Genomic DNA, 26,850 nt, shown 5'->3' with positions numbered 1-26,850 from the left:
TGGGCAGACATACGGGTAAAATAATCCTGCGATCGCCAATTGGTTATGAAATTTAACCCAGATTACCATCATCGCCAGTCGATTCGCCTTAAAGGTTACAATTACGCCCAACCCGGAGCCTATTTTGTCACCCTTTGCACGTACCAACGTCACTGCTGGTTTGGCGAAATTCGCGACGGTCAAATGGATTTAAATCAAATTGGTAAAATTGTCGCCCAAGAATGGCTGTATTCGGCTCAATTACGCCAAGAAATCCAATTGGATGAATGGATAATTATGCCCAATCATCTCCACGGTATTATCATTATTACTCCATTAGGAGGAAGACAGAATCATCGCGTTGATCAGATCAATGGGGGAAACCAACCTAGATTCCCTACAGTTGAATGTACATCCCCCACAGGGAAACAGCCCGATATACCCTTATCCAATTTACCCATCCATCGCCCAGCTCGTTCCTTATCATCCTTTATCGCTGGGTTTAAATCCGCTGTCACCAAACGCATTAACCTGATGCGTCAATCACCTGGAACCCCCATTTGGCAACGGAACTATTACGAACATATTATCCGCAACCAAGAATCATTATTCAACATCCGAAACTACATTATCAACAATCCCCGTCGATGGGAATCTGACACAGACAACCCCACCCATGATCCCAATTATCAATCAATAGAATTAGATTTACCCTTCTAATTCCCTGCCGTTTTCATTCACCCCCATTGTCACCTGTAGGGGCGCACGGCGTGCGCCCATAAACCCCGGCGTGCGCCCATAATGTCGGCGGTTGTCGGCGTTTCCCTTGTCTATCATCACTTGGCGCGATCGCAAATCTATTCTCTTAAATCTACCCCAATGAATCTAGATTTACCCGGGTTTAAGGGTGTCAATCCAGAGCGCAAACCCATCCAGAGCGCAAACCTTGCAGCCGTTTAGGGCGCACGCCGTGCGCCCCTACAATTTTAATCTACCATTTTAGATGTGCCACGCCAGTAGTGGCGTGGCACACCTTATTTGATGAATTAGAATTACGCCCGGAAACTGTAGGGGCGCAAAGACTTGCGCCCGATTCAATGGTCAAATCTATTCCACAATTTTAGCTGTGCCACGCCAGTAGGGTGTGTTAGCCAAGCGTTCAAATTGAATCAGTGATTATTTATGCCCGGGCTGGATCAAACATTAAACCGAAATAGCATCACATCGCCTTCTTGCACCACATACTCTTTCCCTTCCGCCCGCACTAATCCTTTGTCCTTCGCCGCATTCATTGATCCAGACGTGACTAAATCATCATAGGCAATGGTTTCCGCCCGAATAAACCCCCGCTCAAAATCAGTGTGAATTGTTCCCGCCGCTTGCGGTGCTTTCATTCCGGCTGTAATCGTCCAAGCCCGGGTTTCTTTGGGTCCCGTGGTTAAAAAGGTGCGTAATCCTAACAAGTTGTATGTAGCCCGAATTAAGGATTTTAATCCCCCTTCTTCCACACCTAACGACTCCAAAAAATCTCCCCGTTCCTCTTCGGGTAATTCAATTAATTCCGACTCGACTTGGGCTGAAACCACCACAACTTCTGCCGCTTCAGAGGTTGCCACTTGACGCACTTGTTCCACCCATTCATTCCCAGAGGCTAAATCATCTTCTGACACATTCGCCGCATAAATAATCGGTTTCGCACTTAATAATCCTAACGGCTTCACCGCCTCGGCTTCGTCTGCGGTTAAACTAATATTCCGCGCCGATTTACCTTCATTCAATCCCGCACTCAACTTTTCCAAGGCTTCTAGTTCCAACTGCGCCTCTTTACTCGTCCGCGCCTGCTTGCGGGTGCGTTCCATGCGGCGTTCCACTTGGGCTAAATCCGCTAAAGCCAGTTCCAGATTAATCACATCAATGTCACGTACTGGATCAACGGAACCGGAAACATGGATAATATTCTCATCATCAAAACAGCGCACCACATGGACAATGGCATCCACTTCCCGGATATTGGCTAAAAATTGGTTCCCGAGTCCCTCGCCTTTACTCGCCCCCTTCACCAATCCAGCAATATCGACAAATTCAATCCGAGTTGGCACAATTGCCAGAGAGGTGGAAATCTTCGCCAGCACGGACAACCGTTCATCGGGTACAGCGACAACCCCAACGTTCGGCTCAATCGTGCAGAAGGGGAAATTCGCCGCATCTGCTTTAGCATTGGCGACGAGGGCGTTAAATAAGGTTGATTTGCCTACGTTGGGCAATCCCACAATTCCGGCTCTTAGCATGTCAGCGCAATTTGGAAACGATTTAAGGAGTTCTAAACGTGGTTAAAATTATCGGTCGTAAACCCTTGGGTACTCAACCAGTCTATGACATTGGCGTCGAACGCGACCATAATTTTCTGCTCTTCAATGGCTCAGTGGCGTCCAATTGCTTTAACAAGTCCCACTCGACAGCTTATGGCTATGTTACCTATCAGACGGCGTTTCTGAAAGCCAATTATCCGGTGGAGTACATGACAGCGCTGCTAACCGCCAGTAGTGGGAATCAGGACAAGGTGCAGAAGTACATCGCCACCTGTACCACCATGGGTATCGATGTCTTGCAGCCGGATATTAACCGATCGCAGGTTGATTTTACCCCAGTCTCTGGCAAAATCTTATTCGGATTCTCGGCAATCCGGAATTTGGGCGAGGGGGCGATTGATACTATTCTCCAGAAACGGGATGAGGGCGGGGATTTTCAGTCATTAGCCGATTTTTGCGATCGCGTGGAGTTGCGGGTGGTGAATCGTCGCGCCTTGGAATCCCTAATTTACTCTGGGGCGTTTGATCGCCTAGAATCGAATCGCAAGCAACTGATTCACGATTTAGATGTGCTGATTAGTTGGGCGCAAGATCGGGCTAAGGATCGAGAGAGTGGTCAAATCAATATTTTTGATGTCTTGGGAAACACGGATAATCACAACAGTGAGGCGAATGATGCCTGGAAAGCTGCTCCGAAAACCCCGCAGGTTGATGATTTCTCGGCTCAAGAAAAGCTACAGCAAGAAAAAGAATTGCTTGGCTTCTATGTCTCCGATCACCCCCTCAAATCTGTGCGTCCAGTCGCCAATCAGGTGCTAACTCCCATTAGCCTCAACGAGTTAGCCGATCAAAACAAACGCACCATCCTGAGTGTCATCGTCATGCTGACGGAGGTCAAATTTCACACAACCAAAACCAGTGGCGATCGCATGGCATTTGTGCAAATGGAAGACCTCACCGGTCAAGCCGATGGCGTTATTTTTCCGAGAACCTTTGAGCGGATTAGTTCCTTCATTGAAAAGGATGCCCGTTTAATTGTTTGGGGGAAGGCGGATGAACGAGATGAGAAAATCCAGATGATTATCGAAGATGTCGAACCGATTGAAATGGCACAAATGATTATCGTGGAACTGACTCCCCAGCGCGTGGACACAGCCACTCTGCAACGTCTCCAATCGATTTTGCAAGAACAATCTGGGGAGAGGAAACCGCAAAAAGTGCCAGTTATCGCTAGGGTTGGGGCATTAAATCAGAGCCAATTTGTGCGCTTTGACCCTAAATACTGGGTACAAGATTATCAAGGTATGGTTGACAGGCTCAAGTCGGCGGGATTTCAAGCTCGCACTAAGGCGTTGACGGAAAATAAGTAGGAGACGTGACTTTCGGATAAATAGGGTCTGTAGGGGCGGGTTTAGGGATTAACCTGTCAGCACATAACCAATAATGATTATCCAAAACCCGCCCTGCCCTAGCTGGGGGAGGGCATGAACCTGCAACAAAGACTGCCTAATCCTTCAGTCGCCGTGACAATAAGGGGAATTTTCTGTATTTACAATCTTTTTACATCCGAAAGTGCCGCCTTTGCCATTCCTTCATAGTTTTTCACTTAGGATGATCGACAGATAGCAAATGATTAGGTGGGACAAGCATCATGCCCGAATATCAATGGAAACTGACTATCGTCGAACGCAACCTATTGTATTCCAACTGGATAAACTTAATGCCAGAGGCACAAGAGCGAATATTAGAGGAAGCTGAAGAATTGCTCAGGGACTTACCGCTATTAGATAAGCAACGATTACTGACATTTTTGGCAAGCCTTAAAGATACCGAAAAACATTTGCATCATAAAATACAGCAAATTGTTAGCCATCATATTCAAAAAAATGCACACAATATTATCGGGAGAACCTTGCTCTCTAGTAGTGCCATATAACGGATAGAAATGGATTGACATCCGCCCAAAACCCTGTAGAGACGCGCCATGGCGCGTCTCTACTGTCCCAGTTAGCGGTCGAGACTTTTTCGACACACAGACCTACACTTGGATGTAAGGAAAGTTTCCTAAGGTAGTCGCAGAGGGCTTCAAAGACTGTAGTCTCAGTCTTGCCTATCTCTGGGATTAGTTTGATTAGGGTTCTCTACCGTTAACGATTATGCTGTCACCATTTTTCATACTATTCCTCTATGCCTCGCTTTGGGTTTGGTTTTTTGGTGGATTTACGGCTAAAAAACCAGAGAAAAAAAAGACACCCGAAGAACAATTGGGAGAATCGCTGTCTAAATATCTTTCTTCCTTAGACATTCCCAAAAAGAGTTAACCGATTAAGTTGACAAATCTCCAATACCTTTAGACAGACCCCACCCTAACCCTCCCCTTACCAAGGGGAGGAAACCGGGAGGGAACCGGGAGGAAGGAGGGAACTCAAATGGCTTTGGTTTAGAGGGTTAATGTGACAATAGATAGGAGAAAAAACTCACTGGACTTGTAATTTACTTAAACTCTATTTCAACAAGTCGCTGTAGCAAGTCCGCCTCTTGAGTCATTGCCTGCCGAATCCGGGCAATCATATAGGAGGCGGTATTCTTGTTGACTCCAATCTTCTTCGCTAACTGACGCACACTGATCCGTTCGGGGGGATTGAGAACTAGATAAATTGCCAGAACCCATTTTTCTAAGTCAACATGCGTTTTGTGAAACAGAGTCCCAACTGTAACGCTATATGAAGTAAAGCATTCGTTACATTGATAGCGGCGTTCCTTTTTTAAGCGTCGAGAATGGGTTGATTGACAATAGGGGCATTGGGGATACTTCCCCCACCGGATTTGTTCCAAACGGGCAAGATAATTATCGTTTTTGTGGCTCATCTTTAGTTCCAAAATCTGATGAACCAAAGATGAACGATAAAATTCCAATAAATAGGTGTTTTATGTCATATAATGTTGCAGAAAAATGCCAAGGCGGATTGCCTCGCCACTGAATTGACTCGTTCTACTATTTCTGGGATTGAAGTGGGGAACAATGATGTTCCTTGTACTAAGAAATATTAAAAAATGTCAAATTTTGACTATTTTCCGTTTCCTCTTCCCTTGTCTTTATGCTCAACTTGAATGGTGTCTGACGACTTAGCGTAAGGTATCGAGCCAAGCCATATCTACTTCATTCAAGGCGGGTTCTGGCGACACCGAATAGTCAATCACCAAGTCAAGGGCGGCTTCCTGATCGGCTTGTTCAAGTAAGGCAGCCAAATCGATCGCAGGTTCAACGTCTGCGGCGCTCAGGGGTAATAAAAAGACGGGTATTGGTTCCCGCAAATCAAAGGGATAGCGTTCTGCAGCAGGTCTTTCATTGGCTCGACTGACCAAGATTTGATAGTCTGCTTTCCAGGTAGGGGTTCATACCAGGAAAATTAGGTTGACTGGTCATATCAAGTCCGATAGCATCGGTTGTGTATAGTCTTACTTGTAAGTTTTGAGGGGTGTAGGGGCGGGTTTCACTACTATCGTCTCTTTTTGACCCAGATGCAACTAAACCCGCCCCGATTAATCCTTCGCTTTCCTCTAGTGGACTGACCCAGCTAAAATTGTGGAATAGATTTGACGTTTAACCCTGAATTTCGACAGGCTCAATTGCCGCGAAGTCGAAGGGTTAAACCGGGCGCAAGGATGGTGCCCCTACAATTCTAATCCACCAAATAAGGTGTACCACGCCACTAGAACATGGTTTTGACTTAAATTTGGCTTTCTTTGACTAACTCCTCGGCTGTATTAGCGAGTTTTCTAGCTAAGGTAGAATCACCTTGTTTATCAGCAATAACTGCCATGGCTTGAAGAACTTCCGCATTCGTAACGCCGCGTTCATGCATTCCGTTGACTTCATTTTCAAGGTCTTGGGCTGAGGGTTTGATTGTTTTTTTTGATTCGGTCAAGGGTTATCTCCTAATCACGTATAAATTTGTTCACCGCATATCATAGCCAAACAGATTCGGATTAACCTCTCCTAATTCCAAATCATCTAAGCCATACTCGACCCAACGCCGATCAACCATAGCGGCGACATCCGCATCGGATTCCAATGGCGCCCCCCATTCATGTTCCGTTTCGGGAGGAATTTTAGTCGTTGCATCAATCCCCATGCGTCCACCTAAGCCAATCTTTTCACTGGCAAAATCTAAGCTATCAAAGGGCGTATTCGGCAGAATAAATACATCTCGCGTGGGGTCTACTTTGGAACTAATTGCCCACACCACTTGACGCGGATCACGGATATTAATGTCTTTATCTACAACAATCACAAACTTGGTGTAGGTAAATTGGGGTAAAGCACTCCAAAAGGCTAAAGCCGCCCGTCTCGCTTGTCCAGGATAGGCTTTATCAATGGAAATAATTGCGGCTTTGTAACTCAGGGCTTCCATGGGGAGGAAAAAGTCCACAATCTCGGAGACCTGTTGTCGTAAAATTGGCGTATAAATCCGATTGAGGGCGATCGCCATCATCGCTTCTTCCTTGGGGGGACGCCCACTGAAGGTGGTAAGATAGACGGGGTTTTGGCGATGGGTCATGCAGTGGAAGTGAATCACTGGGGAATCTTCGACGCCGCCGTAATAACCCATGTGATCCCCAAAGGGTCCATCAGGTAATACTTCCCCTGGTGTAATTGTCCCTTCTAGGACAAACTCGGAATCAGCCGGGACTTGTAAATCTAAGGTCTTGCACTTTGCCAAGGGGACTCCAGACCCACCGTAGAGTCCCGCAAACAGCCATTCAGAAAGGTCTACGGGAATCGGCGTCGCGGCTGCCATAATAATTAAGGGATCAACCCCAAGTGCGATCGCAATTTCCAGTTTCTTGCCATTTTGCGCCGCTTTGCGTAGGTGTCTCGCCCCACCCCGTACCGATAACCAATGAACACTCATGGTAGTCCGGGATTGGAGTTGCAGACGGTACACACCCACATTCGGAGTCCCCGTTTCACAGTCTTTGGTAATCACCAACCCCAAGGTAATAATTTTGCCCGCATCCCCTGGATAGGGACGAATTAGGGGCAGTTGATTTAAATCTAGGGCGTCTCCTTCCACCACCACTTGCTGACAGGCGGGGAAAAAATTCCGTCCCGGTTTGGCTTTAACCACATCAAATAAAATCTTGCCAAACTCCACCGCCTGAGAAATTTTCTTCGGTGGTTTCGGCTGTTGCAGCATTCCCAGCTTTTTCCCCAATGTCTCCAACTCCTGGGGATTGTCCCGATTCATCGCCCAACACACCCGTTCCTCGGTTCCCATCAGATTGATGGCGACGGGAAATGATGAACCCTTGACATTCTCAAACAACAGTCCAGGTCCCCCCGCCTGTAGCATCCGATTGGATATCTCGGCAATTTCTAAATCCGGGTCAACCAACGCCGTAATCCGGCGTAATTGTCCCCGTTCCTCTAAAAGCTGGATAAATGCTCGCAGATCTCTGGTCATAGTTAAGATAGGTAAAGCTTTTTCTTTCTTTTATTATGGACGCATACGCCATCCGACCTGCTACTTTGTGATATGTCCGATCCGTCCAGTGCGCCATTGGCAACTGATACAGCAATTATTGATCAAATATGCGATCGCGTTTACCAAATCGTCCTGGATATCCAACAGCAGCATCCGGAACTCCTCAAAGAAAAGTACAGGACGATTCCTTGGCGTACCCCGCACAATCAATCGGTTTTAATCACCAAGCTAAAACCGCGACTGACTCAAGCTGACGACTGGGATGCCAAGCTGATCAACCTACGGCGTTTCCTAGAAATTTTACTCCTTCCCAGCTATTTTACCCAACCCAGTTTTGGTGAATTGACTCAAACTCTACAGTCCTTAAGTCCCCAAAAATCCCCATCGCCGTTGCTAGAATGGGTGAGTTCAGAGAGTTCGGACACTGTACCTTCTCCGGCTTCAGTGACCAATGATTCCCCAGGAATTGCCATTCTTTTACTCGACGCCGAGAATCTAAAACTAGATATCGAAACTGAAAAATTTTTGGCAAAACTCTGTACCTGTCCGATTCAAATTAAAGTCGCCTTTGCCAATTGGCGCAGCCTCGGCAAAAAAGACGCAGAATTTCACAGTCGCGGCTATGAACTGATTCACGTTCCACCCGGGAAAGATAGTGCCGATGTGAAAATGGCAACAGTGGGTTCGTCAATCTTTATCCATTATCCCAATGCGCGGGAAATATTAGTTTGCTCCTCTGATGGAGTGATGACGCATCTTTATAATACACTTCAGACTCATGGGTTTACTGTCTACTTAGTTCGCAAACAAGGGAATATTATAACCGTTTTAAATAGTGATACCAACCAAACTCAAACCCATCCCCTGAGTCCGCCAGCCGAAATTCCTGTCCTCGAAGAATTTATAAATCAAATCAAAACGATTATTCGGCTTGAACAAACTAAAACCGGAAATCCTTGGGTGAAATTGTCTCAGGTATCTACTCTATTTTGCCACCATTACCAGACGACGATGAGTCACGTAGTCTCATGTCACTGTCCGGGCAAAACGGTTCCAGATTTTTTTCGCGATTATCCGAATGAGTTTGTATTACATCACTTACCCGAACGGTCAGGCTTATATATTACCTTATTTAAAATGCATTCGGCTGCTCCCGTTGCCACTCTGCCTGCAAATACCCTCATCGAATCTCCAGCTTTACATCGTTCTTTCAATACGGTCATTCAATCAAAAGTTGAGTTAGAGCAGGAATTAGCTAGAATTGTGAAAAGACTAATGGCAGATTTGGGTAAAGTCTCTGTTCCCCTTTCCCATGTTGGTACTGAATTTCGCCATCAGTATAAGCAATCTATTACTCAGGTGCTGAAAGATTTGAACCTGAATGTTAAATTCATGGATTTTTTGCAAGATTGTCCTTTGTTTAATCTCAAAAAATCGGGAAAGATTTATACGGTAACAATCGGCAATTCATCAGACAAAGACAGCCACACAGAACCTCAACCCACTCAAGCCCCCATAACTTCAGTTAAACTATTAGAGAAAATCCTCAAAGACATGATAGAAAGAATGATTCAAAAAGCTGGAACTGATGATATAGCCGTCAATGACTTAAAAAAAGAGTTTAAAAGCCAGTATAGAAAAACAGCCGACACCTGTGTAAAACGGTTTAAATCAAAGTCGAGTTTGATTAAGTTCTTACGCAACCGCCCAACTGTGTTTAGTGTAATTTTTATTAATCGGGAATATCGAGTCGCGATCGCGAAAGAGTTAAACTGAAGATCAATCCCCGTTGAAGCCGTCGGGGGTTTAATCCCTTACGGATTGGACAATAAGTCTGTATCGTTATAGGATAAAAGTTACCAGGGTGAATTGTGCGAAATTAGTCTAAGAGTTTCTTAAATGACAAGAGTTTATGATTTATTAATCCAAGGCGGTTTCGTCATGCTGCCTCTTCTGGGATTATCGATATTAACGATATCCTGTGGGCTAGATCGGGCTTGGTTTTGGTTTCAATTATTAAGCCAAGAAGCAACCCTGGTTAACGATGTGCTAAAGGCGGCACAGCATAATTTAGATCAAGCGAGAGATATAGCGGAATCGGCTCAACACTTACCCATTGGTCGCTTTCTCTATGCACCCCTAAAGCTGAAACAGCCAACACCCGAAACCTTTCGTTTAGCCATGGAAGCCGCCGGAGACAAAGAATTTGTCAAAATGCGAAAAGGAGAAAAACTACTAGAAACTATTGTAGCCGTGGCGCCTCTATTAGGTCTATTGGGAACAGTCACTGGTTTAATTATTACATTCAATAACCTGCAAATTGGCGAGGGGGGGACAACAGTCGAAGCGACAAAAGTAGCTGGAGGAATTGGCGAAGCCCTAATTACCACAGCAGCGGGTATGATTGTCGCCATTATTGCCCTATTAATCCTGCGAACTCTCGTCACATTAAACTCCCAGCAAATGGATTACTTTGCAGAAGTTGGGAGTGAACTAGAACTCATTTATCGCCAAGTTTGGTATGAACCCATCCTCGCCAAGCGTTCGTAATTACGCTTGTAATTACGCTTGTAATTGCCCTTGTAGTTGCCCTTGTAGTTGCGCTTGTAGTTGCGCTTTAGCGCCGGCATCTGCTTAGGCACTCCTACATCAACTTTTAATAATAAAAGCGCCGGCATCTGCTTAGGCACTCCTACATCAACTTTTAATAATAAAATGCCATGCACTTTAGAAACAAGTCAAAAAACTTACCAATTCCCGAAGTGAATCTGATTCCCTTAATGGATGTAATGATGTCAGTACTCACCTTTTTCATTATCACATCAATGAGCTATACAGGTCAGCGCTTAGGAGATATTAATCTACCCGGTTTACCCGGTACTGGAACCACTAATCCTGAGACAAATACTCAAAACACGCTAGTCATTGGCTTAAATCGCCAAGGTAAAATTTTACTCAAGAATCAAGTGATGACCCCTAATCAGGTGTCAGAAAAAATTCAGTCCTACCTTGACCAAAATCAAAATGCCACCGTTGTTTTAAAAGCAGACCGAGAATTACCCTATGAAGACGTGCAAAACCTGTTAAAAGAAATGACAGAAATTGGAGGCGATCGCGTCTCCCTTGCGATTGAGCGTCGTTAAAAGAATTTACATAATAACAACCTGTAAGGGCGACCCGCCTGCATCAATTTTAAATACCATTATACTCAATTAGAACGGGTTGCCCTAGTTTTAATTATCTGTCACATAATCATGTTTATTCAAATCGTTAAACAATGCGTTTTAGAACCCAGCGAACCCAATCATCAATACCATCCATTCAGCTAATTCCTATGCTCAACGTGATCATGGGAGTTTTAGCATTTTTCGTCATGACCTCCATGCTATTAACCACTCAAGAAGGCGTCAATGTCCAACTCCCTAATACTGAGACGACTCAAACTCAGCCGCCGGAAAATCTCGCTCCTTTAATTGTACAATTGAACTCACAAGGACAACTGGTCATCGGTAATCAGCCTATCAGCCAAGAGCAATTGTTTGAAAAAATACAAACCTATTTATCCCAAAATCCTCAAGGCGCTGTCTTCTTGCAAGCCGACAGTCAATTACCCTATGAACAAGTGATTCAGGTATTAGCAGAAATGCGGGATGTGGGAGGCGATCGCGTTTCCCTGGCGATTGAGAGTGGTACTTAAATTCTTTGAGCAACTAAAAGGAAAAATCATCTAAACTAATAACGGCTGTTCCCGACTCATCTTGTGTGGGGATGAGTTGGATAAAACCCTGAAAATCATTCTTTTCCACACTATAAATTATTCCATCTTCTCCCAACGGAATAACTTGAGGATTAAATCCCTTTTCTTTGAGTTTGCTTTCAATTTGATCGCCTAACTGTTCGGTAGCTTTTTCATAAACCGTTCCTAAATGATTATATTTACCATCGCCTAACTTTTTCTTGACGCTTTCACTTAAGTCTTTCTCGTACTTACCAGCAATAATAATTTGTTCTACCGTTTCTTTTAATTCCCGTTCTTCGGCTGTTTCGGCTTCTAAATTAGGTAGATCTGCCCGGTCAAGTTGTGTTTCCGAGAGAAAAATAACCGTATCTTCTCCATTAACAATTAAATGAAGATATTGAGATATATCATCTTGAGAAACTTGATAAACCTTAAATTCCGGTTCATCGGGACTAGGATTAGCTAGAGTATAATTGCGATCGGGTAGTTCTTTACCATAGTATTTAATCACCTGACCTAAGGGCTGCTGGACATGACGAGCCGATGTATCGGCATCTCCCGACAGTATGCCTAATGAACCTACCTGCGCTGCTTCAGGAAAAGGAAAATTTTCGAGAAACTTTAAGAGAGGATCTTGAACGTTGTCATCATTAGTATTAATTCCAGAACCTCCAATTGGCTCAGTATTTTCGGTATTTTTTTCCTCAGTCGCCTGAGTTTCATTCCTAGAACTAGACGGTGATTGAGATGGTGATGGTTGAGGATCTCCCGAAATCGATGGTGAGGGTTCAATAGTAGGACTGAGATCAGGAGTCGGTTGGATAGGGTAATCAAATGAGTTAATCGCAGGTTGACTGGGAGATGCTGAGATGGAAGGAGTTGGTTGACTTAGCGTTGGACTCGTTTTCGCTTTGGGTTTTTCAGCCGAATTTACCGAAGACTCAGGTGATGTAGAAAGAGAAGGTAACTGTGTCACCTTCACTTGTTCTTCAGGTTCTGACCTTTCCCAGGTAGAAGGAACAGGTAGAATTAACACAATACCGTGCAACACCAAAGAAATCAGCAACATGGGTCGCCACACTATCTGTACAGGAGTCGGTAAGTTTTTCAGCAACTCAGGTGATTTCATGGAAGCACGGTTAAAAGCAGCAAATGTTTAATCCCAATCGAGTTTCATTGTTACATATCCGCGAGTAGAGACGCGGCAAAAGTGAATTGGGTTGGTAGGGGCGGGTTTTACCTTTATCGAGTGCAAGAAACCTCTTAGGTAAGTAAACCCGCCCTTTTCCTAAGTGTAATTCAGTATTATTCATAGAATAAAGGCTTTGAGGTTGTCGGTTGGGTTGGCGCATGTTACTCAACCTAATATAGGGCTAAAGCCCTTACTACAAGTCGAATCTAATCTATCAATTTAGGCGTGCCACGGCACTAAGTACCTGGACATAAATTTTGTATACTGTACTAAGAAATGTTTTCATGCCTCAAACCCTTACTGTTGCCTGTTGCCTGTTGCCTGTTGCCTAATCTCCACCGTTAACTTTAATGCAAGTCCGACTACTTACATGCCTTCCCCTGGGTCTCTATTGGAACTCGGCGGATTTTCACTCTGCTGAACCCATTTGTCGTATAAATCAGGGCGACGTTCCCGGGTTCTCTGAATCTGTTGATCTTTACGCCACTGGTCAATCGCCTGATGATTACCCGATAATAAAACTTCTGGGACATGCCAACCGCGAAATTCAGCAGGGCGTGTCCACTGGGGATAGTCTAATAATCCGGCTTCAAAACTTTCTGATTTGAGGGATTCTACTTTCCCCACGGTTCCAGGACGTAATCTCACCACCCCATTAATCAGGGCGAGGGCGGGAATTTCACCGCAGGTTAAGACAAAATCCCCTAACGATACCTCTCGCGTCACTAACTGCAAGACTCGTTCATCCACACCTTCATAATGTCCACAGATAATCACAATCTGGTCATAACCCGTCGCCAACTCCACCAACAGAGGCTGGTTCAGGGGTTGTCCCTGGGGTGTCATCAGAATCACCTCTCGCCGAGGTAATATGGGCAACGACTCCACCGCCGCAAAAATCGGTTCGGGTTTCATGAGCATCCCCACCCCACCCCCATAAGGTTCATCGTCAACCCGTCGGTGTTTATCCGTGGCAAAATCGCGAGGATTGACTAAATGCACCTGGGCGATTTGTTTAGTCAATGCCTTACCCAGCAGTCCCGACGCCAGGGGAGAGGTAAAGAAATCCGGAAACAGGGTGACAACATCAAAGCGCACAAGAATTGGGTAGCTGTTAAGACAAAAAAGGGTCAATCGTAACTCATAGTATAGGTAATTATTGGTATAATTTGCCATGATGATGGGGAAACAGCCGATTTCCTCTGAACGGCTCAGTGTCGTGAGTGAGCCTTCTTTGGCAGCTAAACAATTGACGATTTCCATCGATTCCTCGTATTTAGGCGGATGTAGAGTGCATCGGATCAAAGCCAAGCACGATGATGTTTAGTTGGGGAGACGCTTGCCAAGAACAGCCGAGACTAGGAGTTGAGCTAGAGTCAAAATCGTAATAAAGTGACAGTTCTAGCCCTAGCGCGACACTCAAGTATTGAACTCACCTTATGCCCGAACTCGACAGTATGCTGCAGTTAGACTCTCAATTCCAAGCGACGACAATGCCTCAATCGACAAAAACTGCCATCATTGTTATTGGTGGTGCGGAAGATAAAGTGCATGGACGGGAGATCCTGCAAACCTTTTTTCGTCGGTCGGGTGCAGGTGAGGCGCGAATTGCGATTATCCCATCGGCGTCGCGAGAACCCTCGATTATTGGCGATCGCTATCAGCGGATTTTTGAGGATATGGGGGCTAAGGAAATTAAAGTCCTGGATGTGCGCGATCGCGCTCAAGGATCGGATTCCTATTTACAAGAGTATGTGGAAACCTGTACGGGTGTGTTTATGACTGGTGGGGATCAACTGCGCTTGTGTGGTTTACTCTCAGATACCCCGTTAATGGAAAAAGTCCGCCAACGGGTGCATTTAGGGGAAATTACCTTAGCGGGAACCAGTGCAGGTGCAGCGGTAATGGGTCATCACATGATTGCAGGTGGTGGGAGTGGTGAGTCCCCGAATCGCTCTTTAGTCGATATGGCAACAGGGTTAGGGATTATTCCGGAAGTGATCGTCGATCAGCATTTTCTGAATCGGAATCGCATCGCCCGCTTGATTAGTGCGATCGCCATGCACCCGGATCGCTTGGGAATCGGCATCGATGAAGATACCTGTATTATCTTTGAGCGAGATGGGTGGTTACAGGTTATGGGCAAAGGGACGGTGACGATTATTGATCCCGCCGCCGTGTCTCACACCAATCAGGTGGATATTGGCAGCACCGATCCCATTAGTCTGCATAACCTGCAAGTACATATTCTGTGCCATGGCGATCGCTATCATGTCTACAAACGGGCATTAATGCCCATCAGCAGCTAATGTATGACAACAAGAGCAGGGATGTAGAGACGTAGCATGCTACCTCTCTACGAAGGTCAAAAATTGCCAATCGTTCCAGCAAAATGTTCAGAATGAACAGTTTGATGGGGTTGAACAGTCGGAAACTAGATAAGATTTACCATCCACTCAAAATGAGTGAATCCTGTCTGGGCAAGAGTAAACGACTCCCCCGATTACGTGAAGGACTTTTGAGAACCGCGAAAAATGTAGAAACAATCTAAGTCGCGACACTTGGAAGTCTAAGCTCTAATCTGAAGATCCAGGGTAGGAGGATGTCACGTAATGTTACAAAAATTCCTAAAATAGACTTTGCACAATCCCTAACTTGTGCCTCCTTGCCGACATTGTGAACCATCCCCGATTTCATCACTAACTATGAGAATTCTAAAAATCCAGACGTTACGCGGTCCCAATTACTGGAGCATTCGACGCCATAAACTGATTGTCATGCGTCTTGATTTGGAGGAACTCATCGATAAACCCTCCAATGTAATTCCAGGATTTTACGAGGGACTGGTAGAGACGCTACCCAGTCTGGAAGAGCATTTCTGTTCTCCGGGTGTTCGGGGTGGCTTCTTAAGTCGAGTCAAAGAAGGCACGATGATGGGGCATATTATCGAACATGTGGCGCTGGAACTCCAGGAACTGGTGGGAATGCGCGTTGGGTTTGGTCGGACTCGAGAAACTGGGACAGCCGGAATTTATCAAGTTGTTTTCGAGTACATTGACGAACAGGCGGGTCGCTATGCGGCTAGGGCGGCTGTGCGCTTGTGCAAAAGTATTGTCGATACCGGCACCTATCCCCAACGGGAGTTAGATCAAGACTTAAAAGATCTGAGCGAACTCGCTCGTGATGCGGCGTTAGGACCGAGTACAGAAGCCTTGGTTAAAGAAGCCGACGCCCGAGGCATTCCTTGGCTTCCCCTAAGTGCCAGAGCCATGATTCAGCTTGGCTACGGGGTACATCAGAAGCGAATTCAAGCCACCTTGAGTGATTACTCCGGCATTTTAGGGGTGGAATTAGCCTGTGATAAAGAAGGGACGAAGCGGATTTTGCTCGATGCCGGGGTTCCGGTTCCCCGAGGCACAACGGTATATTATTTGGATGAATTAGATAGCGCGATCGAGTATGTGGGCGGTTTTCCGATCGTGATTAAACCCCTGGATGGTAATCATGGGCGGGGGATTACGATTGACATCCGCAACTGGGACGAAGCCGAAAAAGCTTATGATCGCGCCAAAGATATTTCCCGGGCGGTGATTGTGGAGCGCTATTATCCCGGCTTTGACCATCGCGTCTTGGTGATTAACGGCAAAGTGGAAGCCGTCGCCCAGCGGATTCCGGCGCGGGTGATTGGGGATGGCAAGTCCACGGTTGAGGAACTGATTGAACGAACCAACCGTGATCCCAATCGAGGCGAGGGTCATGATAACGTCCTGACGAAAATTATCGTTGATCATACGAGTCTAAGTGTCTTAGAACGTCAGGGTTATAGCTTAGATACTGTTCTCAGAGAGGATGAGGTCTGCTATTTACGGGCAACGGCGAATCTAAGTACAGGGGGTGTGGCAATTGATCGGACGGACGATATCCACCCGGAAAACGTTTGGTTAGCCCAGCGCGTGGCGAAAATTATTGGTCTGGATATTGCTGGGATTGATATTGTTACGCCGGATATTACCCAACCCCTACGGGACATTGACGGCGTGGTGGTGGAAGTGAATGCTGCGCCAGGATTCCGGATGCATGTCTGTCCCTCGGAAGGCTTACCGCGCAATGTCGCCGCCCCGGTGATGGATATGCTGTTTCCACCGGGACAAGCCAGTCGGATTCCGATTCTGTCGGTGACAGGGACGAATGGGAAAACGACTACCACTCGCTTACTTGCCCATATTTATAAGCAAACGGGTCATGGGGTTGGCTATACCACGACGGATGGGATCTACATTGGCGATCATCTGGTGGAAAAAGGAGATACGACTGGACCCCAAAGCGCTCAAGTAATTCTCAAAGATCCCACAGTTGAGGTGGCGGTACTGGAAACCGCACGAGGTGGGATTCTGCGATCGGGGTTAGCCTTTGATGCCTGTGATGTGGGCGTTGTCTTAAATGTCTCGGCGGATCACTTGGGTATTGGTGATATTGATACCCTTGACCAGATGGCGCATCTTAAGAGTGTAGTGGCTGAATCCGTCAGTCCAGCCGGTCATGCCGTTCTCAATGCCGAAGATCCCCTAGTCATGGCGATGGCACAGCGGGTCAAAGGGCATGTGGCATTTTTCTCCATGAATCCCGACAACGAGGTGGTGAAAGCGCACACCCGCCAGGGAGGTTTAGCGGCGGTGTATGAAAATGGCTACCTGTCGTTAATCCGAGGGGAATGGACGCTGCGGATTGAGAAGGCGGAACATGTCCCAGTCACCATGCGGGGAATGGCACCGTTCCAAATTGCGAATGCTTTAGCCGCCAGTCTCGCCGCCTTTGCTCAAGGGGTTCCGATTGAGGCAATTCGTCATGCGTTGACCACATTCCGGGCGTCTGTGGCGCAGACACCGGGACGGATGAATTTATTTAACCTGGGTGAGTACCATGCCTTGGTGGATTATGCCCATAATGCTGCCAGTTATGAAGCCGTGGGTGGCTTTGTCCGCAATTGGTCCGGGGAACGGATTGGCGTTGTCGGTGGACCAGGCGATCGCCGAGATGAGGATTTCATTAACCTGGGGCGACTCTCGGCGGACATTTTTGACCGGATCATTATTAAAGAAGATGCGGATTTACGGGGGCGTCCCAGTGGTGATGCAGCGGAGTTGATTCGTAAGGGAATTCTGGAGACGAATCCGGATCGGGAGTATGACATTATTCTCAATGAAACCGAGGCGATTAATACGGCGTTAGATGGCGTGGCGTCCGGTGGTTTGGTGGTGATTTTCCCGGAAAAGGTGAGTGATACGATTGGCTTGATTGAGGAACGGCGTCCTCTACCGGAGAATGGTTATCAACCTGTGGGTGAGTCTCAAGTGGATTTACAGCCATCGGTGGCGAATCCGAGGTGATGGGAAGTTAAGTCAAATGGCGCTGGACATTTGCATTTTGTCAGACTGTAGGGTGGGCATTGCCCACCAGCTTATTTTAAGTCGGTTGGGCAAGGTAGAAGCAGATGCGATCGCGCTTATCCTTCTTGTCGGTTGGGTAGAAAATCGGGGCGGGTTCAGGCGCATCTAAGTGCGATCGCAGCGATAAAGGTAAAACCCGCCCCGACTGGACTGACATCGCTAAAATGATGGATTAGAGTGGGTTCGTAGTAGGGGCTTTAGCCCTAGATTCGGTTGGGTTGACGACAGGAAACCAAACCTACTGGCGTGACACAGCTAAAATGATGGATTAGATTTGACCATTGAATCGGGCGCAAAGGATGGTGTCCCTAAGGTTTCTTTTCCATAATTGTGACATCCTCCTACACGCTCCCCTACAGGTACAGTATAGGCTTCCTTAGTCCTAGCCTTACGGCTGGAGCTTCCGGCGTTTTATAGTGGGGATATGCCACTGATACAACTAGAGGGAAAGACGAGAAAATCTAAATGCCAAACCCTTACGCCAGCCAATATCGATCAAAAGAGTTACCGTTGGGGTCAGCCCAATCGACACCGATAATCAAGTCATCAAAGCACAACAGCATCCTGCTAATACGAAAATGCGGCAAATGAAAAGACGATTTATTGATGCTATTAATGAGACATTCAGCTCATTTGTTAAACCTAGCAATTGTTGCAATAAAAGACTGGGCAATGAAAATCTAGAACAACTTGTAGTATCAGACTTAAATCCTCTTGGCTCTTCTAGAGTGGTTATGATAAATTACCTGATACTAGTATTCAACAGGCTACATTCCATGAAACATAAGAAAATTGCATCTGTCATACTTTTAGCTTCCATCCTCATTGCCTATCCTACATCTGCTCAGAATAAAGAAAATTCTCGGCGGGAACTATACATTCTTTGCTCAAAATTTCCCCTCAATTCTCAATGTAAAGGACTGGAAATTCCCATTCCCTTAGATGAACGCAGTGGTGAAGAGGCTGGCTGTTCCTTACTTTCTGGCAATAGTAATCAAAGTGGGAAGTGCAAGGTAGTGGCAACAGAAGAAAGTTTGACTGTATACCTGGAGGATGAAGAAGGAGAACCCATTGAGTTTTTGGATAACCAACTTCCCAGTTTAGAGATTAAAATCTTTTTTGAGACTGTCTTTGCTCAGAATTACCAAATTTGGAATAAAGTTCACAGGTTAGAATTTGGCTACCTTGTGAAACCCGATTCTAATCAAGGCAATCGCACCAAATTTCTGACAATTCTCACCAATGAAAACATCCCAAATTCTCTAAACACTCAACTCAGTCTAACTCCTACATCCGCAGAACTCTTATCCCAGAGCCAAGTAAACACTCTCTCAAATTTCTCTTCTCCAGTACAGCGATTATTAGAAACTAAAGAATGTATACGGTGTGATCTACGCGGTGCTGACTTGGCTGGTGCTAATTTAAATGAGGCTAACTTGGAAGGTGCGAGTCTGCAAGGAGCCAATCTACAAGGTACCACACTTGTGAGAGCTTACCTGGTTGGCGCGAACCTCAGCCAAGCTAATCTCACTGAAGCGGTTCTCACAGGAAGTAATCTCACCTTAGCCTCGCTTACTGAGTCGAGCTTGGAAGGTGCAGACCTGAGTGCTGCGAATCTACAAGGTGCTAATCTACAACTGGCTAATCTCAAGGGAGCCAAATTGATTGCACCTACTTTGATACAAGATGCTGATCTAAGAAATACCAACTTGGAAGATGCCAACATTCAAGGTGCAAACTTGGAAAGAGCCAACCTAGAAGGAGCAAATCTGCAAGGAGCAAACCTCAGCGATATTTCAATTCGTTTGCAGGATATACCTGGTAATTACAGTTTTGGTGAATTTTTGCTTGATCTTGCAATTGGTTTTCCTATTAGCAACAGAGGTACAAAATTTTACACTAACCTACGTAATGTGAACCTGAGAAATGCGACCTTGACAGGGGTCAACTTGGAAGATGCCTTACTAGACGGTGCAGATTTAAGCAATGCCAATCTCAGTGAGGCAAAATTGAATGATGTGGATTTATCAGGTGCAAACTTGTGTGGTGCAACTATGTCTGACGGTTCTACTTCCAATCTAGGCTGCTAGTATCTGTTTGTGCCATTATGCCAAAGTCCAAATCCGTTCAAGGGTGTACATTGTACACCCACTGATTGTCAGGTTATCTTTTTGCGCTTACGCATAAACCCAAAATCTTCAACAGCAGCTTTTTACCTTGATTATTCTTTGGGCAGTTAATTACTGGACTTTAGACTAAATTTTGGCATTTGAAGAAACTGAATTACAAGCAACGAAGGCTTGAAACCCCGATCCAAAGGGCTATAGAGTCTTGGGAAGGCTCTGTTGAATTAGTTCAACAGTTTTGGGTGACGACGCGATTAGCGGTAAGATGGGAGCTAGAACAAAACAGGGATTCATACTGGATCAGCCTAGTATCCAAGCCTTTGAACGGAAATCAAAACCACCGAAGGAAGGTTAATCGTGCAATCAGGAATGAAATGGATTAGTGTGTTCGCCCTCTCCTTAAGTATATGGGGATTAGGATGTGGGGTGGCAATAGCAGCCGAACCCAGCCTGGGGAGTTCTTTTAAAGAGTGGTGTCTGAACCGTGGGAGCTTGTCAGATGAAACGAGAAAAACAGTCTATATACTGTTAGAACAAGCAGGCACAAGTAATTGTGAACAAGCTGATGCAACTCTGTTGAGTCGTACTGAGCTTCAGCTCTGGGACAACTCAATAACAGATATTAGTCCTTTGGCTGGACTTTCCAATCTGACTGAACTTTTCCTGAGCAGCAACTCAATAACAGATGCCAGCCCTCTGGCACAACTTACAAATCTGAGGAGGCTTTTCCTTGGAGATAATCCCATCGCACAGCCAACTTGCCCAGTCAGTCCCCCAAGTGTTTGCTCTTTTTCCCCCAGGTGTTTGCTCTTTTCTGTAGAGGGATCTGAGACTTACTGTATCAAATTTCAGGATTTTTAGCAGAGTAACACAACGCTATTCACTTACTCCCTCAGTTATCCTTTCTAATAATTTTACCCTCTGGCATTAGACCATAAAAACACCCCTTCAGCCCAAAAAAGGAGTGATATCATGTCCGCCTAAACAGTCATTATTCCCTTGTGCCTTGCAACCTTTTTCCTTTCCTTCTGCCTTCTGCCTTCTGCCCTCTGCCTTGTCTCCACCGATAGCGTAAGTATTCCACCGGACATGATATGATACAGAGGTGAGGAGCGATCGCGACTTTCCCCAAAAATTGAAACACTGTCTGGTTGTGGGTTTGACGGGTTTTGGGAGTGCGATCGCCTAAAAGTACACTTTGCCTTTAAATAATTTATAGACTCTCAATATCAAAGAGAAATTAAAGATGAATTTTAAAAGACGAATTAAACATTGGTTTAATCAGAATTTTGATGTAGTGCAACGCCATAAATTTAACTGGGAGATTAGACCCAAGTCTGCTCAAGGTTGTGTTTCTAGCTGTTTAATATTTTTGCTGATTTTTTGTGCATTATTTTGGTTCACAATCAAATTTTATTCGATTGTGTTTTCGCTCGTAATGACTCGCTTAGGCATTGCACCAAGTTTAGGAATCCCTTTAATCATTACGGTTTTTTTCGGATGCTTCATCAACCTGCCGCTCTATCTGGTATTACAATGTCAGGGTCGCAGATACTATAAATTACTGCCAGTATTGATATCGCTTACACCCGGTTCTTACATCCGTTCTTACATCGGCTTAAATGTATCAGGCGGTTTGATTCCCATCGTTTTGGCGCTCTATCAATTTCATCGCACTCAACCTTTAGCTATTTTAATCGTGATGACAATTGTTGCGCTGATTAGCTATTTTTTTGTCACTGTATTACCAGGAATAGGGATTTATTTAAGTTTCTCAGGTTTTTGGATTGTAACACTCATAGCTGTTTTGGCATCAATGATATTCATAGCTGCTTTTACAGAAATGGGATTAGTGACAAGTGGTGTTGCTCGTCTTGATGTTCCAGTTGCCTTTGCTGGAGGTGTCTTAGGAACAACTATTGGGTGTGATCTACTGCATCTAAAAGATCTTCATGTTAATCGGGTAGCAAGTGTACTAAGTATTGGTGGTGCTGGGTTAGAGGATGGAATCGCCAAGTGTGGTATTTCTGCTTTAATTATTGCTGAATGGCTTCCGGTTGTCGGTGAATTAATTTCCTTTAACTGAGGTTGTTCACTACCTCAGTGCTTGAGGAGGTAATGGTAATTTTCGCCCACCATTGCCTTTCTCCACAACGGATGCCCGACAAGGATTACAAAACTTCATACAGTGCCGTTTTCTTTTGTTCGACTACTTATAACCCTCATATCGTAATAAGCGGGATAATCTGGAGGCGAGAGTGTATCAAAGCCAGGAAATGAAACGGATTAGTGTTATCGCCCTCTCCTTAAGTCTGTGGGGATGGGGATATGGAGTTGCTATAGCTGCCCAACCCAGTCTGGGGAGTTCTTTTAGAGAGTGGTGTCTCCAACGAGGCAGTTTATCAGCCTCTTTAAGAAAAACAGTTGAGGTACTGTTAGAAGAAGCAGGCACAAGTGATTGTTCTCAAGCCGATGAAATTCTGTCGAGTCTGAATTATCTTGTCCTTGGCTATAACCAAATAACAGATGTAAGTCCTCTGTCTGGACTTACCTCACTGACTGAGCTTAACCTCTGGAATAACCAAATAACAGATATTAGTCCTCTTTCTGGGCTTACCAATTTGACTGAGCTTAACCTCTGGAATAACCAAATAACAGATATCAGTCCTCTGTCTGGACTTACCTCACTGACTGGGCTTATCCTCGGTGGTAACCAAATAAAAGATGTAAGTCCTCTGTCTGGACTTACCAATCTGACTGTGCTTAACCTCAGCGATAACCAAATAACAGATATCAGTCCTCTGTCTGGGCTTACCAATCTGGATGTACTTAACCTCAACAATAACCAAATAACAGATATCAGTCCTCTTTCTGGACTTACCAATCTGACTGGGCTTTACCTCAACTCTAATCAAATACCAGATATCAGTCCTCTTTCTTGACTTACCACTCTGACTGCGCCTGACCTCAACAATAACAAAATAACAGATATCAGTCCTCTGTCTGGACTTACCAATCTGTCTGGGCTTTACCTCAACAATAACAAAATAACAGATATCAGTCCTCTGTCTGGACTTACCAATCTGTCTGGGCTTTACCTCAACTCTAATCAAATAACAGATATCAGTCCTCTGTTGGAACTTACCAATCTGGGTTATCTTGTCCTTGGCAATAACAAAATAACAGATATCAGTCCTCTGTCTGGACTTACCAATCTGACTATACTTATCCTTGACAATAACCAAATAACAGATATCAGTCCTCTGTCTGGACTTACCAATCTAGGAGGGCTTATCCTCAACTCTAACCAAATAACAGATATCAGTCCTCTGTCTGGACTTACCAATCTAGGAGGGCTTCACCTCAACTCTAACCAAATAACAGATATCAGTCCTCTGTCTGGACTTACCAATCTGAGGAGGCTTCACCTTAAAGACAATCCTATACCACAGCCAATCTGTCCAATCAGTCCCACAGGTTTTTGCGAGTTATGACCATAACATTTCATTTCCTATTACGATAAAGTTTATTTAGCACGGATGGGTAGTCCAGTATAAGGTGACTTTGACGTCGGGACATTAGCCGGAACCCAAGCACTGGTTGTGCAATTAGGCGGTGAAGTCAATCCAATTAATCTTATTTCAACCGTTGAAAAGCCGTCCACAATAACGTAAAAAGTCTGTTTCTTTATTTATTCTTGAATAAAATTATCAATTGTTTGTTTGACTAAGAGCGCTTTATTTTCGTTAAAAGTCGCCATTAGCAGACACCTTTCTCCGGAATACAACACTAAAAATACTGTATGAGTATTAGGTTCATCTATATCACTAGATTCGTATTTATTTTGTTCAATATTATTAATTTTACTAAGTTCGTACTGTTTGACTTTATTGCCATGCTTATCAATAAAACTATTAGTTATTTTGTTCAAGGTAAAGCTTCTACTTTTAGCGTCATAAATCATAGATCTAGTAATAGAAATTAATCTGGAAATCCACATATATGTGAACAGTAAAATAAAAATGTACGCCCCTATGAACTGTTGTTCTTCTTCCCAGTTAATGCGTTTAAGGATTAAAGAGGATTCATTAGAATTAATAAAACTGTTAATTCCTGAGGCAAGTGTGGCTACAGCCTCATGGTTACTAGATTCATATATAATATTAGAATTTAAAATATTAGCACGCCCATCAACAATCACTAAAGCTACCGAGTGGTCAGTAATTAACTTAGCCTCTTTAGTCAATCCCGTTTTAATAATGGGTTCTTTAATAAGACCAAAAAGTTCATCATGAGTGTACTCGCATTCAACCAAGGTAGCTTCAACCCGATTGCAAGAAAGAGTAAAGATGCTAAAGGGAGATAAAAGAAGACCCACCAGAGCGAACGCTACAGCCCAAAATGGTGAGAGCAAGAAAAAAGCAAATACTTTGTGTAGCCAGGTAGCTTTTTCTCTTTGAATAACTAATTCATTGGTAGTTTGCTTGCTAACATACATGGTTGTATTTTGGGTATGGTTGTTTAGAATTTAAAGACCACTACATCTGTTGTACTCTATACCTTGAAACATTTCCGGAAAGAAATCAAAATCTTCCCCAATGCTTGTAACTTTTGACCTAAGGTAATTTAGGCAATCTTGATTAAACTATTTTTGCTTCAAAAAAAGAACCAGAGGTTGGATAAATCATTCTCTGAGGCACTGTCTATGTCTGAGGTATTGTCTCTGAAATTGGACTCCGTATTCATTACGTCAGTGGATATCCCACTTTGATTACCTAAGATAGGGACTTCCCCGGCGGTTTGAATGGGCAAATCCAACCAATCACTCAACTCAACGGCTAGCCAGTCTAGCTCCACTGGAGTCAATTGGCGTATTCCCCCAATAAACGAGTCTTTTTCTAGTGCATAACATTGATTCCCTACCCAGATATTCAGTCCACTATACAGAAGTTTTGGCTTACTGGTCTTTTGCATGGTGTCGAAGAATTCTTTGTAGGTGACGCGCTCAAGTTTGATGATATCTTGGGTTGGTGATGAATATCTTTTTTTAATACCTAACCAGTTAATAGTTAAGTAAATCTCTCTTTGATCAATGGACAACCGAATCTCTTCAAATATTTTGCCAATAATTTTTATCCATATTGACGAAACTATCCACAGCGTCAATGGTGCAACCAATAATAAAGTTTCAAGTTTCCAAAAGCCTAACAGTAAGAGAAGACACCAGAAGCTCGTTTGCTTCAACCCAGAAAAAATAACTTGGAGTTTCTGTTTAAGGGGAAGCGGAGGAATAACAATTTGCAGTTGGTCATCCGTTTTAGTTAGAGCAACTCGGCTACCCCTAGGTTTTACGTGAACCTTTGCTAAGGACTGTAGTGTCAGTTGCTCCTTTTGTAAAGCATCCAAGGCTGACCGAGCATTCTTGAATCGCTGACTAAGATCGGGTTGAATTAGTAATTTAAGCCAGGTTTGGAACGGCTTACTGGCGAGTCGTTCCGCCTCAAACCGAATACAACCGTTGCGGCTGGGTAAATCAGCGGGATGGGTTCTAGTTAGCAAGTCAATTAATGTAGCACCTAAGCTATACAAATCTGAGGCAGGAATTGTCTTGCCACCAAACTGCTCAGGTGGCATATAACCATAGGTACCGACGACTGTAATCGTGCCACCATCTGCTACCGTTTGCACTGAGCCAAAATCAACGAGATAGACTTGACCAAGACTATTCCCACTGCGATCGCCCAACAGAATATTGCTTGGCTTAATATCCCGATGAATGACAGTAGGTGGGTGCTGGTTTATCGGCTGGTATGATGTACTCATATTGAAGCGAACAAGCGTTAACTTGGCGTGGCACTTCAGTTTAACCACCACCACCGCCGCCACCGCCGCCGCCACCACCACCGCCACCACCACCGCCACCGCCGCCACCGCCACCACCGCCGCCACCGCCACCATCACCGCCATCCCCACCACCCCAAGAGATAGCCTTTTTAGATGTGCGATGATAAAAACAGTTTGGACAATAGTAATAGTAAGTCACTCGCCCTCTACCCTTGAAATAGGACAAATAGGACAAATAGGACGTTGACCGAGTTTTGATCATCGTCAGCTTTCTACAACGCGGACATAGGCGGGCAAAAACTTTTCTGATAGCTATACCAATGACTGGCAAACTCCAAAGCATATAGACGAAAAATTCTTGAATATCAAACCTAAATTGCTGCCATTGAGGTTGAGGAAGATTCAAAACCGATGAGGGAAAAATGATTTGTACTTCGAGTTCATCCCCAGGTGGCAATGCTTGACTGGCGACAAATTCAAAGGTTTTACCATCAAGAGTGCGACGAGTAGCGGGAATTCCATAGGATGTGTAGCTTTTGACTTGACCTGAGAGGACTTCGGGTAAGTGAACAGTAACCGTACCCGATAGAACAGGTACTTGGCGCTCCGCAAAAATGGCTTTCCAGTAAACCTGGCTTTTGTCACCATTGACTTGTATCCCACCGATAACCCGATACTTGAGTACAAAAACATGAGATTCAGGTGGGTTGAGAGGATGTTGCCAG

26 protein-coding genes and 1 pseudogene are annotated in these 26,850 nt (G+C 44.8%); 15 read left to right on the top strand and 12 right to left on the bottom strand.

The genetic code is table 11. The annotated features are described in order from the left end of the window. Nucleotides 1–45: 45 nt before the first annotated feature. The gene (locus RIE73_RS01495) at nt 46–699 is read left to right on the top strand and encodes a transposase (protein WP_446399492.1); all 654 of its coding nucleotides are present in this window, start codon (nt 46–48) and stop codon (nt 697–699) included. On the opposite strand, the gene RIE73_RS01490 is transcribed toward RIE73_RS01495, so the two are convergent. Both RIE73_RS01490 and ychF read right to left on the bottom strand, forming a co-directional pair. Further along, entirely contained in the window at nt 688–834 is a 147-nt protein-coding gene (locus RIE73_RS01490; protein WP_446399491.1) for a hypothetical protein, read from the bottom strand. The two genes, RIE73_RS01495 and RIE73_RS01490, sit on opposite strands and share 12 nt — an antisense overlap. Before the next feature lie 341 nt (nt 835–1,175). Then, nucleotides 1,176–2,267 (bottom strand): redox-regulated ATPase YchF, encoded by a 1,092-nt coding sequence (ychF, locus tag RIE73_RS01485; protein ID WP_446399490.1) that lies wholly within the window; start codon nt 2,265–2,267, stop codon nt 1,176–1,178. A gap of 38 nt (nt 2,268–2,305) precedes the next feature. Here ychF and RIE73_RS01480 point away from each other — a divergent pair, with 38 nt between their 5' ends. The 3 genes from RIE73_RS01480 (at nt 2,306) to RIE73_RS01470 (ending at nt 4,609) form a co-directional block, all read left to right on the top strand. Continuing rightward, nucleotides 2,306–3,658: a helix-hairpin-helix domain-containing protein gene (locus tag RIE73_RS01480; RefSeq protein WP_446399489.1), complete on the top strand. Its 1,353-nt coding sequence runs from the start codon at nt 2,306–2,308 to the stop codon at nt 3,656–3,658. A 281-nt stretch (nt 3,659–3,939) separates the two neighbouring features. After that, nucleotides 3,940–4,224: a hypothetical protein gene (locus RIE73_RS01475; protein WP_446399488.1), complete on the top strand. Its 285-nt coding sequence runs from the start codon at nt 3,940–3,942 to the stop codon at nt 4,222–4,224. 220 nt (nt 4,225–4,444) lie between these two features. After that, nucleotides 4,445–4,609: a hypothetical protein gene (locus RIE73_RS01470; RefSeq protein ID WP_446399487.1), complete on the top strand. Its 165-nt coding sequence runs from the start codon at nt 4,445–4,447 to the stop codon at nt 4,607–4,609. 172 nt (nt 4,610–4,781) lie between these two features. Here the strand turns inward: RIE73_RS01470 and RIE73_RS01465 are convergent, their stop codons facing one another. From RIE73_RS01465 to RIE73_RS01450, 4 genes and pseudogenes are all read right to left on the bottom strand, one after another. After that, nucleotides 4,782–5,156 (bottom strand): transposase, encoded by a 375-nt coding sequence (locus RIE73_RS01465; protein WP_446399486.1) that lies wholly within the window; start codon nt 5,154–5,156, stop codon nt 4,782–4,784. Nucleotides 5,157–5,414: 258 nt separating this feature from the next. Beyond that, nucleotides 5,415–5,663: pseudogene (locus RIE73_RS01460) on the bottom strand (DUF4058 family protein); the annotation flags it as partial. 356 nt (nt 5,664–6,019) lie between these two features. Then, entirely contained in the window at nt 6,020–6,217 is a 198-nt protein-coding gene (locus tag RIE73_RS01455) for a hypothetical protein (RefSeq protein ID WP_446399485.1), read from the bottom strand. Nucleotides 6,218–6,247: 30 nt separating this feature from the next. Then, nucleotides 6,248–7,756: a UbiD family decarboxylase gene (locus RIE73_RS01450; RefSeq protein ID WP_446399484.1), complete on the bottom strand. Its 1,509-nt coding sequence runs from the start codon at nt 7,754–7,756 to the stop codon at nt 6,248–6,250. A gap of 72 nt (nt 7,757–7,828) precedes the next feature. On the opposite strand from RIE73_RS01450, the gene RIE73_RS01445 reads away from it, so the two are divergent. The 4 genes from RIE73_RS01445 (at nt 7,829) to RIE73_RS01430 (ending at nt 11,474) form a co-directional block, all read left to right on the top strand. Then, nucleotides 7,829–9,553 carry an NYN domain-containing protein gene (locus RIE73_RS01445; protein WP_446399483.1) on the top strand — a complete coding sequence of 575 codons (1,725 nt, stop codon included), beginning with the start codon at nt 7,829–7,831 and terminating at the stop codon, nt 9,551–9,553. 123 nt (nt 9,554–9,676) lie between these two features. Further along, nucleotides 9,677–10,327: a MotA/TolQ/ExbB proton channel family protein gene (locus RIE73_RS01440; protein WP_446399482.1), complete on the top strand. Its 651-nt coding sequence runs from the start codon at nt 9,677–9,679 to the stop codon at nt 10,325–10,327. Between the two features lie 170 nt (nt 10,328–10,497). Next, the gene (locus RIE73_RS01435) at nt 10,498–10,920 is read left to right on the top strand and encodes an ExbD/TolR family protein (RefSeq protein WP_446399481.1); all 423 of its coding nucleotides are present in this window, start codon (nt 10,498–10,500) and stop codon (nt 10,918–10,920) included. A 134-nt stretch (nt 10,921–11,054) separates the two neighbouring features. Continuing rightward, nucleotides 11,055–11,474: an ExbD/TolR family protein gene (locus RIE73_RS01430; protein WP_446399480.1), complete on the top strand. Its 420-nt coding sequence runs from the start codon at nt 11,055–11,057 to the stop codon at nt 11,472–11,474. A gap of 13 nt (nt 11,475–11,487) precedes the next feature. Here RIE73_RS01430 and RIE73_RS01425 read toward each other — a convergent pair whose 3' ends face one another. After that, nucleotides 11,488–12,645 (bottom strand): hypothetical protein, encoded by a 1,158-nt coding sequence (locus tag RIE73_RS01425; RefSeq protein ID WP_446399479.1) that lies wholly within the window; start codon nt 12,643–12,645, stop codon nt 11,488–11,490. Between the two features lie 429 nt (nt 12,646–13,074). Then, nucleotides 13,075–13,806, bottom strand: coding sequence for a tRNA (guanosine(37)-N1)-methyltransferase TrmD (trmD, locus tag RIE73_RS01420; RefSeq protein WP_446399512.1), 732 nt, complete (start codon nt 13,804–13,806; stop codon nt 13,075–13,077). A 359-nt stretch (nt 13,807–14,165) separates the two neighbouring features. Between trmD and RIE73_RS01415 the strand changes: the two genes are divergently transcribed. After that, the gene (locus tag RIE73_RS01415) at nt 14,166–15,017 is read left to right on the top strand and encodes a cyanophycinase (RefSeq protein WP_446399511.1); all 852 of its coding nucleotides are present in this window, start codon (nt 14,166–14,168) and stop codon (nt 15,015–15,017) included. A gap of 396 nt (nt 15,018–15,413) precedes the next feature. Then, complete coding sequence (cphA, locus tag RIE73_RS01410; protein ID WP_446399478.1) at nt 15,414–18,095, top strand: cyanophycin synthetase; 2,682 nt, start codon at nt 15,414–15,416, stop codon at nt 18,093–18,095. A 76-nt stretch (nt 18,096–18,171) separates the two neighbouring features. Here cphA and RIE73_RS01405 read toward each other — a convergent pair whose 3' ends face one another. Further along, entirely contained in the window at nt 18,172–18,312 is a 141-nt protein-coding gene (locus tag RIE73_RS01405) for a hypothetical protein (RefSeq protein ID WP_446399477.1), read from the bottom strand. 430 nt (nt 18,313–18,742) lie between these two features. On the opposite strand from RIE73_RS01405, the gene RIE73_RS01400 reads away from it, so the two are divergent. From RIE73_RS01400 to RIE73_RS01380, 5 genes are all read left to right on the top strand, one after another. Continuing rightward, nucleotides 18,743–20,245 carry a pentapeptide repeat-containing protein gene (locus RIE73_RS01400; protein ID WP_446399476.1) on the top strand — a complete coding sequence of 501 codons (1,503 nt, stop codon included), beginning with the start codon at nt 18,743–18,745 and terminating at the stop codon, nt 20,243–20,245. A gap of 405 nt (nt 20,246–20,650) precedes the next feature. Next, entirely contained in the window at nt 20,651–21,142 is a 492-nt protein-coding gene (locus RIE73_RS01395; RefSeq protein ID WP_446399475.1) for a leucine-rich repeat domain-containing protein, read from the top strand. A gap of 385 nt (nt 21,143–21,527) precedes the next feature. Beyond that, nucleotides 21,528–22,367, top strand: a complete 840-nt coding sequence (locus RIE73_RS01390) for a DUF1614 domain-containing protein (protein WP_446399474.1) — start codon at nt 21,528–21,530, stop codon at nt 22,365–22,367. A 172-nt stretch (nt 22,368–22,539) separates the two neighbouring features. After that, complete coding sequence (locus RIE73_RS01385) at nt 22,540–23,223, top strand: leucine-rich repeat domain-containing protein (RefSeq protein ID WP_446399473.1); 684 nt, start codon at nt 22,540–22,542, stop codon at nt 23,221–23,223. A 9-nt stretch (nt 23,224–23,232) separates the two neighbouring features. Continuing rightward, nucleotides 23,233–23,775 carry a leucine-rich repeat domain-containing protein gene (locus RIE73_RS01380; protein WP_446399510.1) on the top strand — a complete coding sequence of 181 codons (543 nt, stop codon included), beginning with the start codon at nt 23,233–23,235 and terminating at the stop codon, nt 23,773–23,775. A gap of 197 nt (nt 23,776–23,972) precedes the next feature. On the opposite strand, the gene RIE73_RS01375 is transcribed toward RIE73_RS01380, so the two are convergent. The 3 genes from RIE73_RS01375 to RIE73_RS01365 all read right to left on the bottom strand — a co-directional run. Then, the gene (locus RIE73_RS01375) at nt 23,973–24,779 is read right to left on the bottom strand and encodes a hypothetical protein (protein WP_446399472.1); all 807 of its coding nucleotides are present in this window, start codon (nt 24,777–24,779) and stop codon (nt 23,973–23,975) included. 158 nt (nt 24,780–24,937) lie between these two features. Continuing rightward, nucleotides 24,938–26,248, bottom strand: coding sequence for a serine/threonine protein kinase (locus tag RIE73_RS01370; RefSeq protein ID WP_446399471.1), 1,311 nt, complete (start codon nt 26,246–26,248; stop codon nt 24,938–24,940). Beyond that, on the bottom strand, nt 26,145–26,850 hold a 706-nt coding region (locus RIE73_RS01365), incomplete at its 5' end, for a DUF2207 domain-containing protein (protein ID WP_446399470.1). The genes RIE73_RS01365 and RIE73_RS01370, both read right to left, overlap by 104 nt.

This window comes from Coleofasciculus sp. C1-SOL-03 (genome assembly GCF_040220555.1).
Taxonomy (GTDB): Bacteria; Cyanobacteriota; Cyanobacteriia; order Cyanobacteriales; family Coleofasciculaceae; genus Coleofasciculus.
Note: the sequence above shows the minus strand (reverse complement) of the source record. Positions and strands in the feature narration are given on the sequence as shown.

Coding starts and splice junctions, on each gene's coding strand:
- RIE73_RS01495 (WP_446399492.1), top strand. CDS start 46: ATGAAATTTAACCCAGATTACCATCATCGCCAGTCGATTCGCCTTAAA.
- ychF (WP_446399490.1), bottom strand. CDS start 2,267: ATGCTAAGAGCCGGAATTGTGGGATTGCCCAACGTAGGCAAATCAACC.
- RIE73_RS01475 (WP_446399488.1), top strand. CDS start 3,940: ATGCCCGAATATCAATGGAAACTGACTATCGTCGAACGCAACCTATTG.
- RIE73_RS01470 (WP_446399487.1), top strand. CDS start 4,445: ATGCTGTCACCATTTTTCATACTATTCCTCTATGCCTCGCTTTGGGTT.
- RIE73_RS01465 (WP_446399486.1), bottom strand. CDS start 5,156: ATGAGCCACAAAAACGATAATTATCTTGCCCGTTTGGAACAAATCCGG.
- RIE73_RS01450 (WP_446399484.1), bottom strand. CDS start 7,756: ATGACCAGAGATCTGCGAGCATTTATCCAGCTTTTAGAGGAACGGGGA.
- RIE73_RS01445 (WP_446399483.1), top strand. CDS start 7,829: ATGTCCGATCCGTCCAGTGCGCCATTGGCAACTGATACAGCAATTATT.
- RIE73_RS01440 (WP_446399482.1), top strand. CDS start 9,677: ATGACAAGAGTTTATGATTTATTAATCCAAGGCGGTTTCGTCATGCTG.
- RIE73_RS01435 (WP_446399481.1), top strand. CDS start 10,498: ATGCACTTTAGAAACAAGTCAAAAAACTTACCAATTCCCGAAGTGAAT.
- RIE73_RS01430 (WP_446399480.1), top strand. CDS start 11,055: ATGCGTTTTAGAACCCAGCGAACCCAATCATCAATACCATCCATTCAG.
- RIE73_RS01425 (WP_446399479.1), bottom strand. CDS start 12,645: ATGAAATCACCTGAGTTGCTGAAAAACTTACCGACTCCTGTACAGATA.
- RIE73_RS01415 (WP_446399511.1), top strand. CDS start 14,166: ATGCTGCAGTTAGACTCTCAATTCCAAGCGACGACAATGCCTCAATCG.
- cphA (WP_446399478.1), top strand. CDS start 15,414: ATGAGAATTCTAAAAATCCAGACGTTACGCGGTCCCAATTACTGGAGC.
- RIE73_RS01405 (WP_446399477.1), bottom strand. CDS start 18,312: ATGTCAGTCCAGTCGGGGCGGGTTTTACCTTTATCGCTGCGATCGCAC.
- RIE73_RS01400 (WP_446399476.1), top strand. CDS start 18,743: ATGAAAAGACGATTTATTGATGCTATTAATGAGACATTCAGCTCATTT.
- RIE73_RS01395 (WP_446399475.1), top strand. CDS start 20,651: ATGAAATGGATTAGTGTGTTCGCCCTCTCCTTAAGTATATGGGGATTA.
- RIE73_RS01390 (WP_446399474.1), top strand. CDS start 21,528: ATGAATTTTAAAAGACGAATTAAACATTGGTTTAATCAGAATTTTGAT.
- RIE73_RS01375 (WP_446399472.1), bottom strand. CDS start 24,779: ATGTATGTTAGCAAGCAAACTACCAATGAATTAGTTATTCAAAGAGAA.
- RIE73_RS01370 (WP_446399471.1), bottom strand. CDS start 26,248: ATGGCGGTGATGGTGGCGGTGGCGGCGGTGGTGGCGGTGGCGGCGGTG.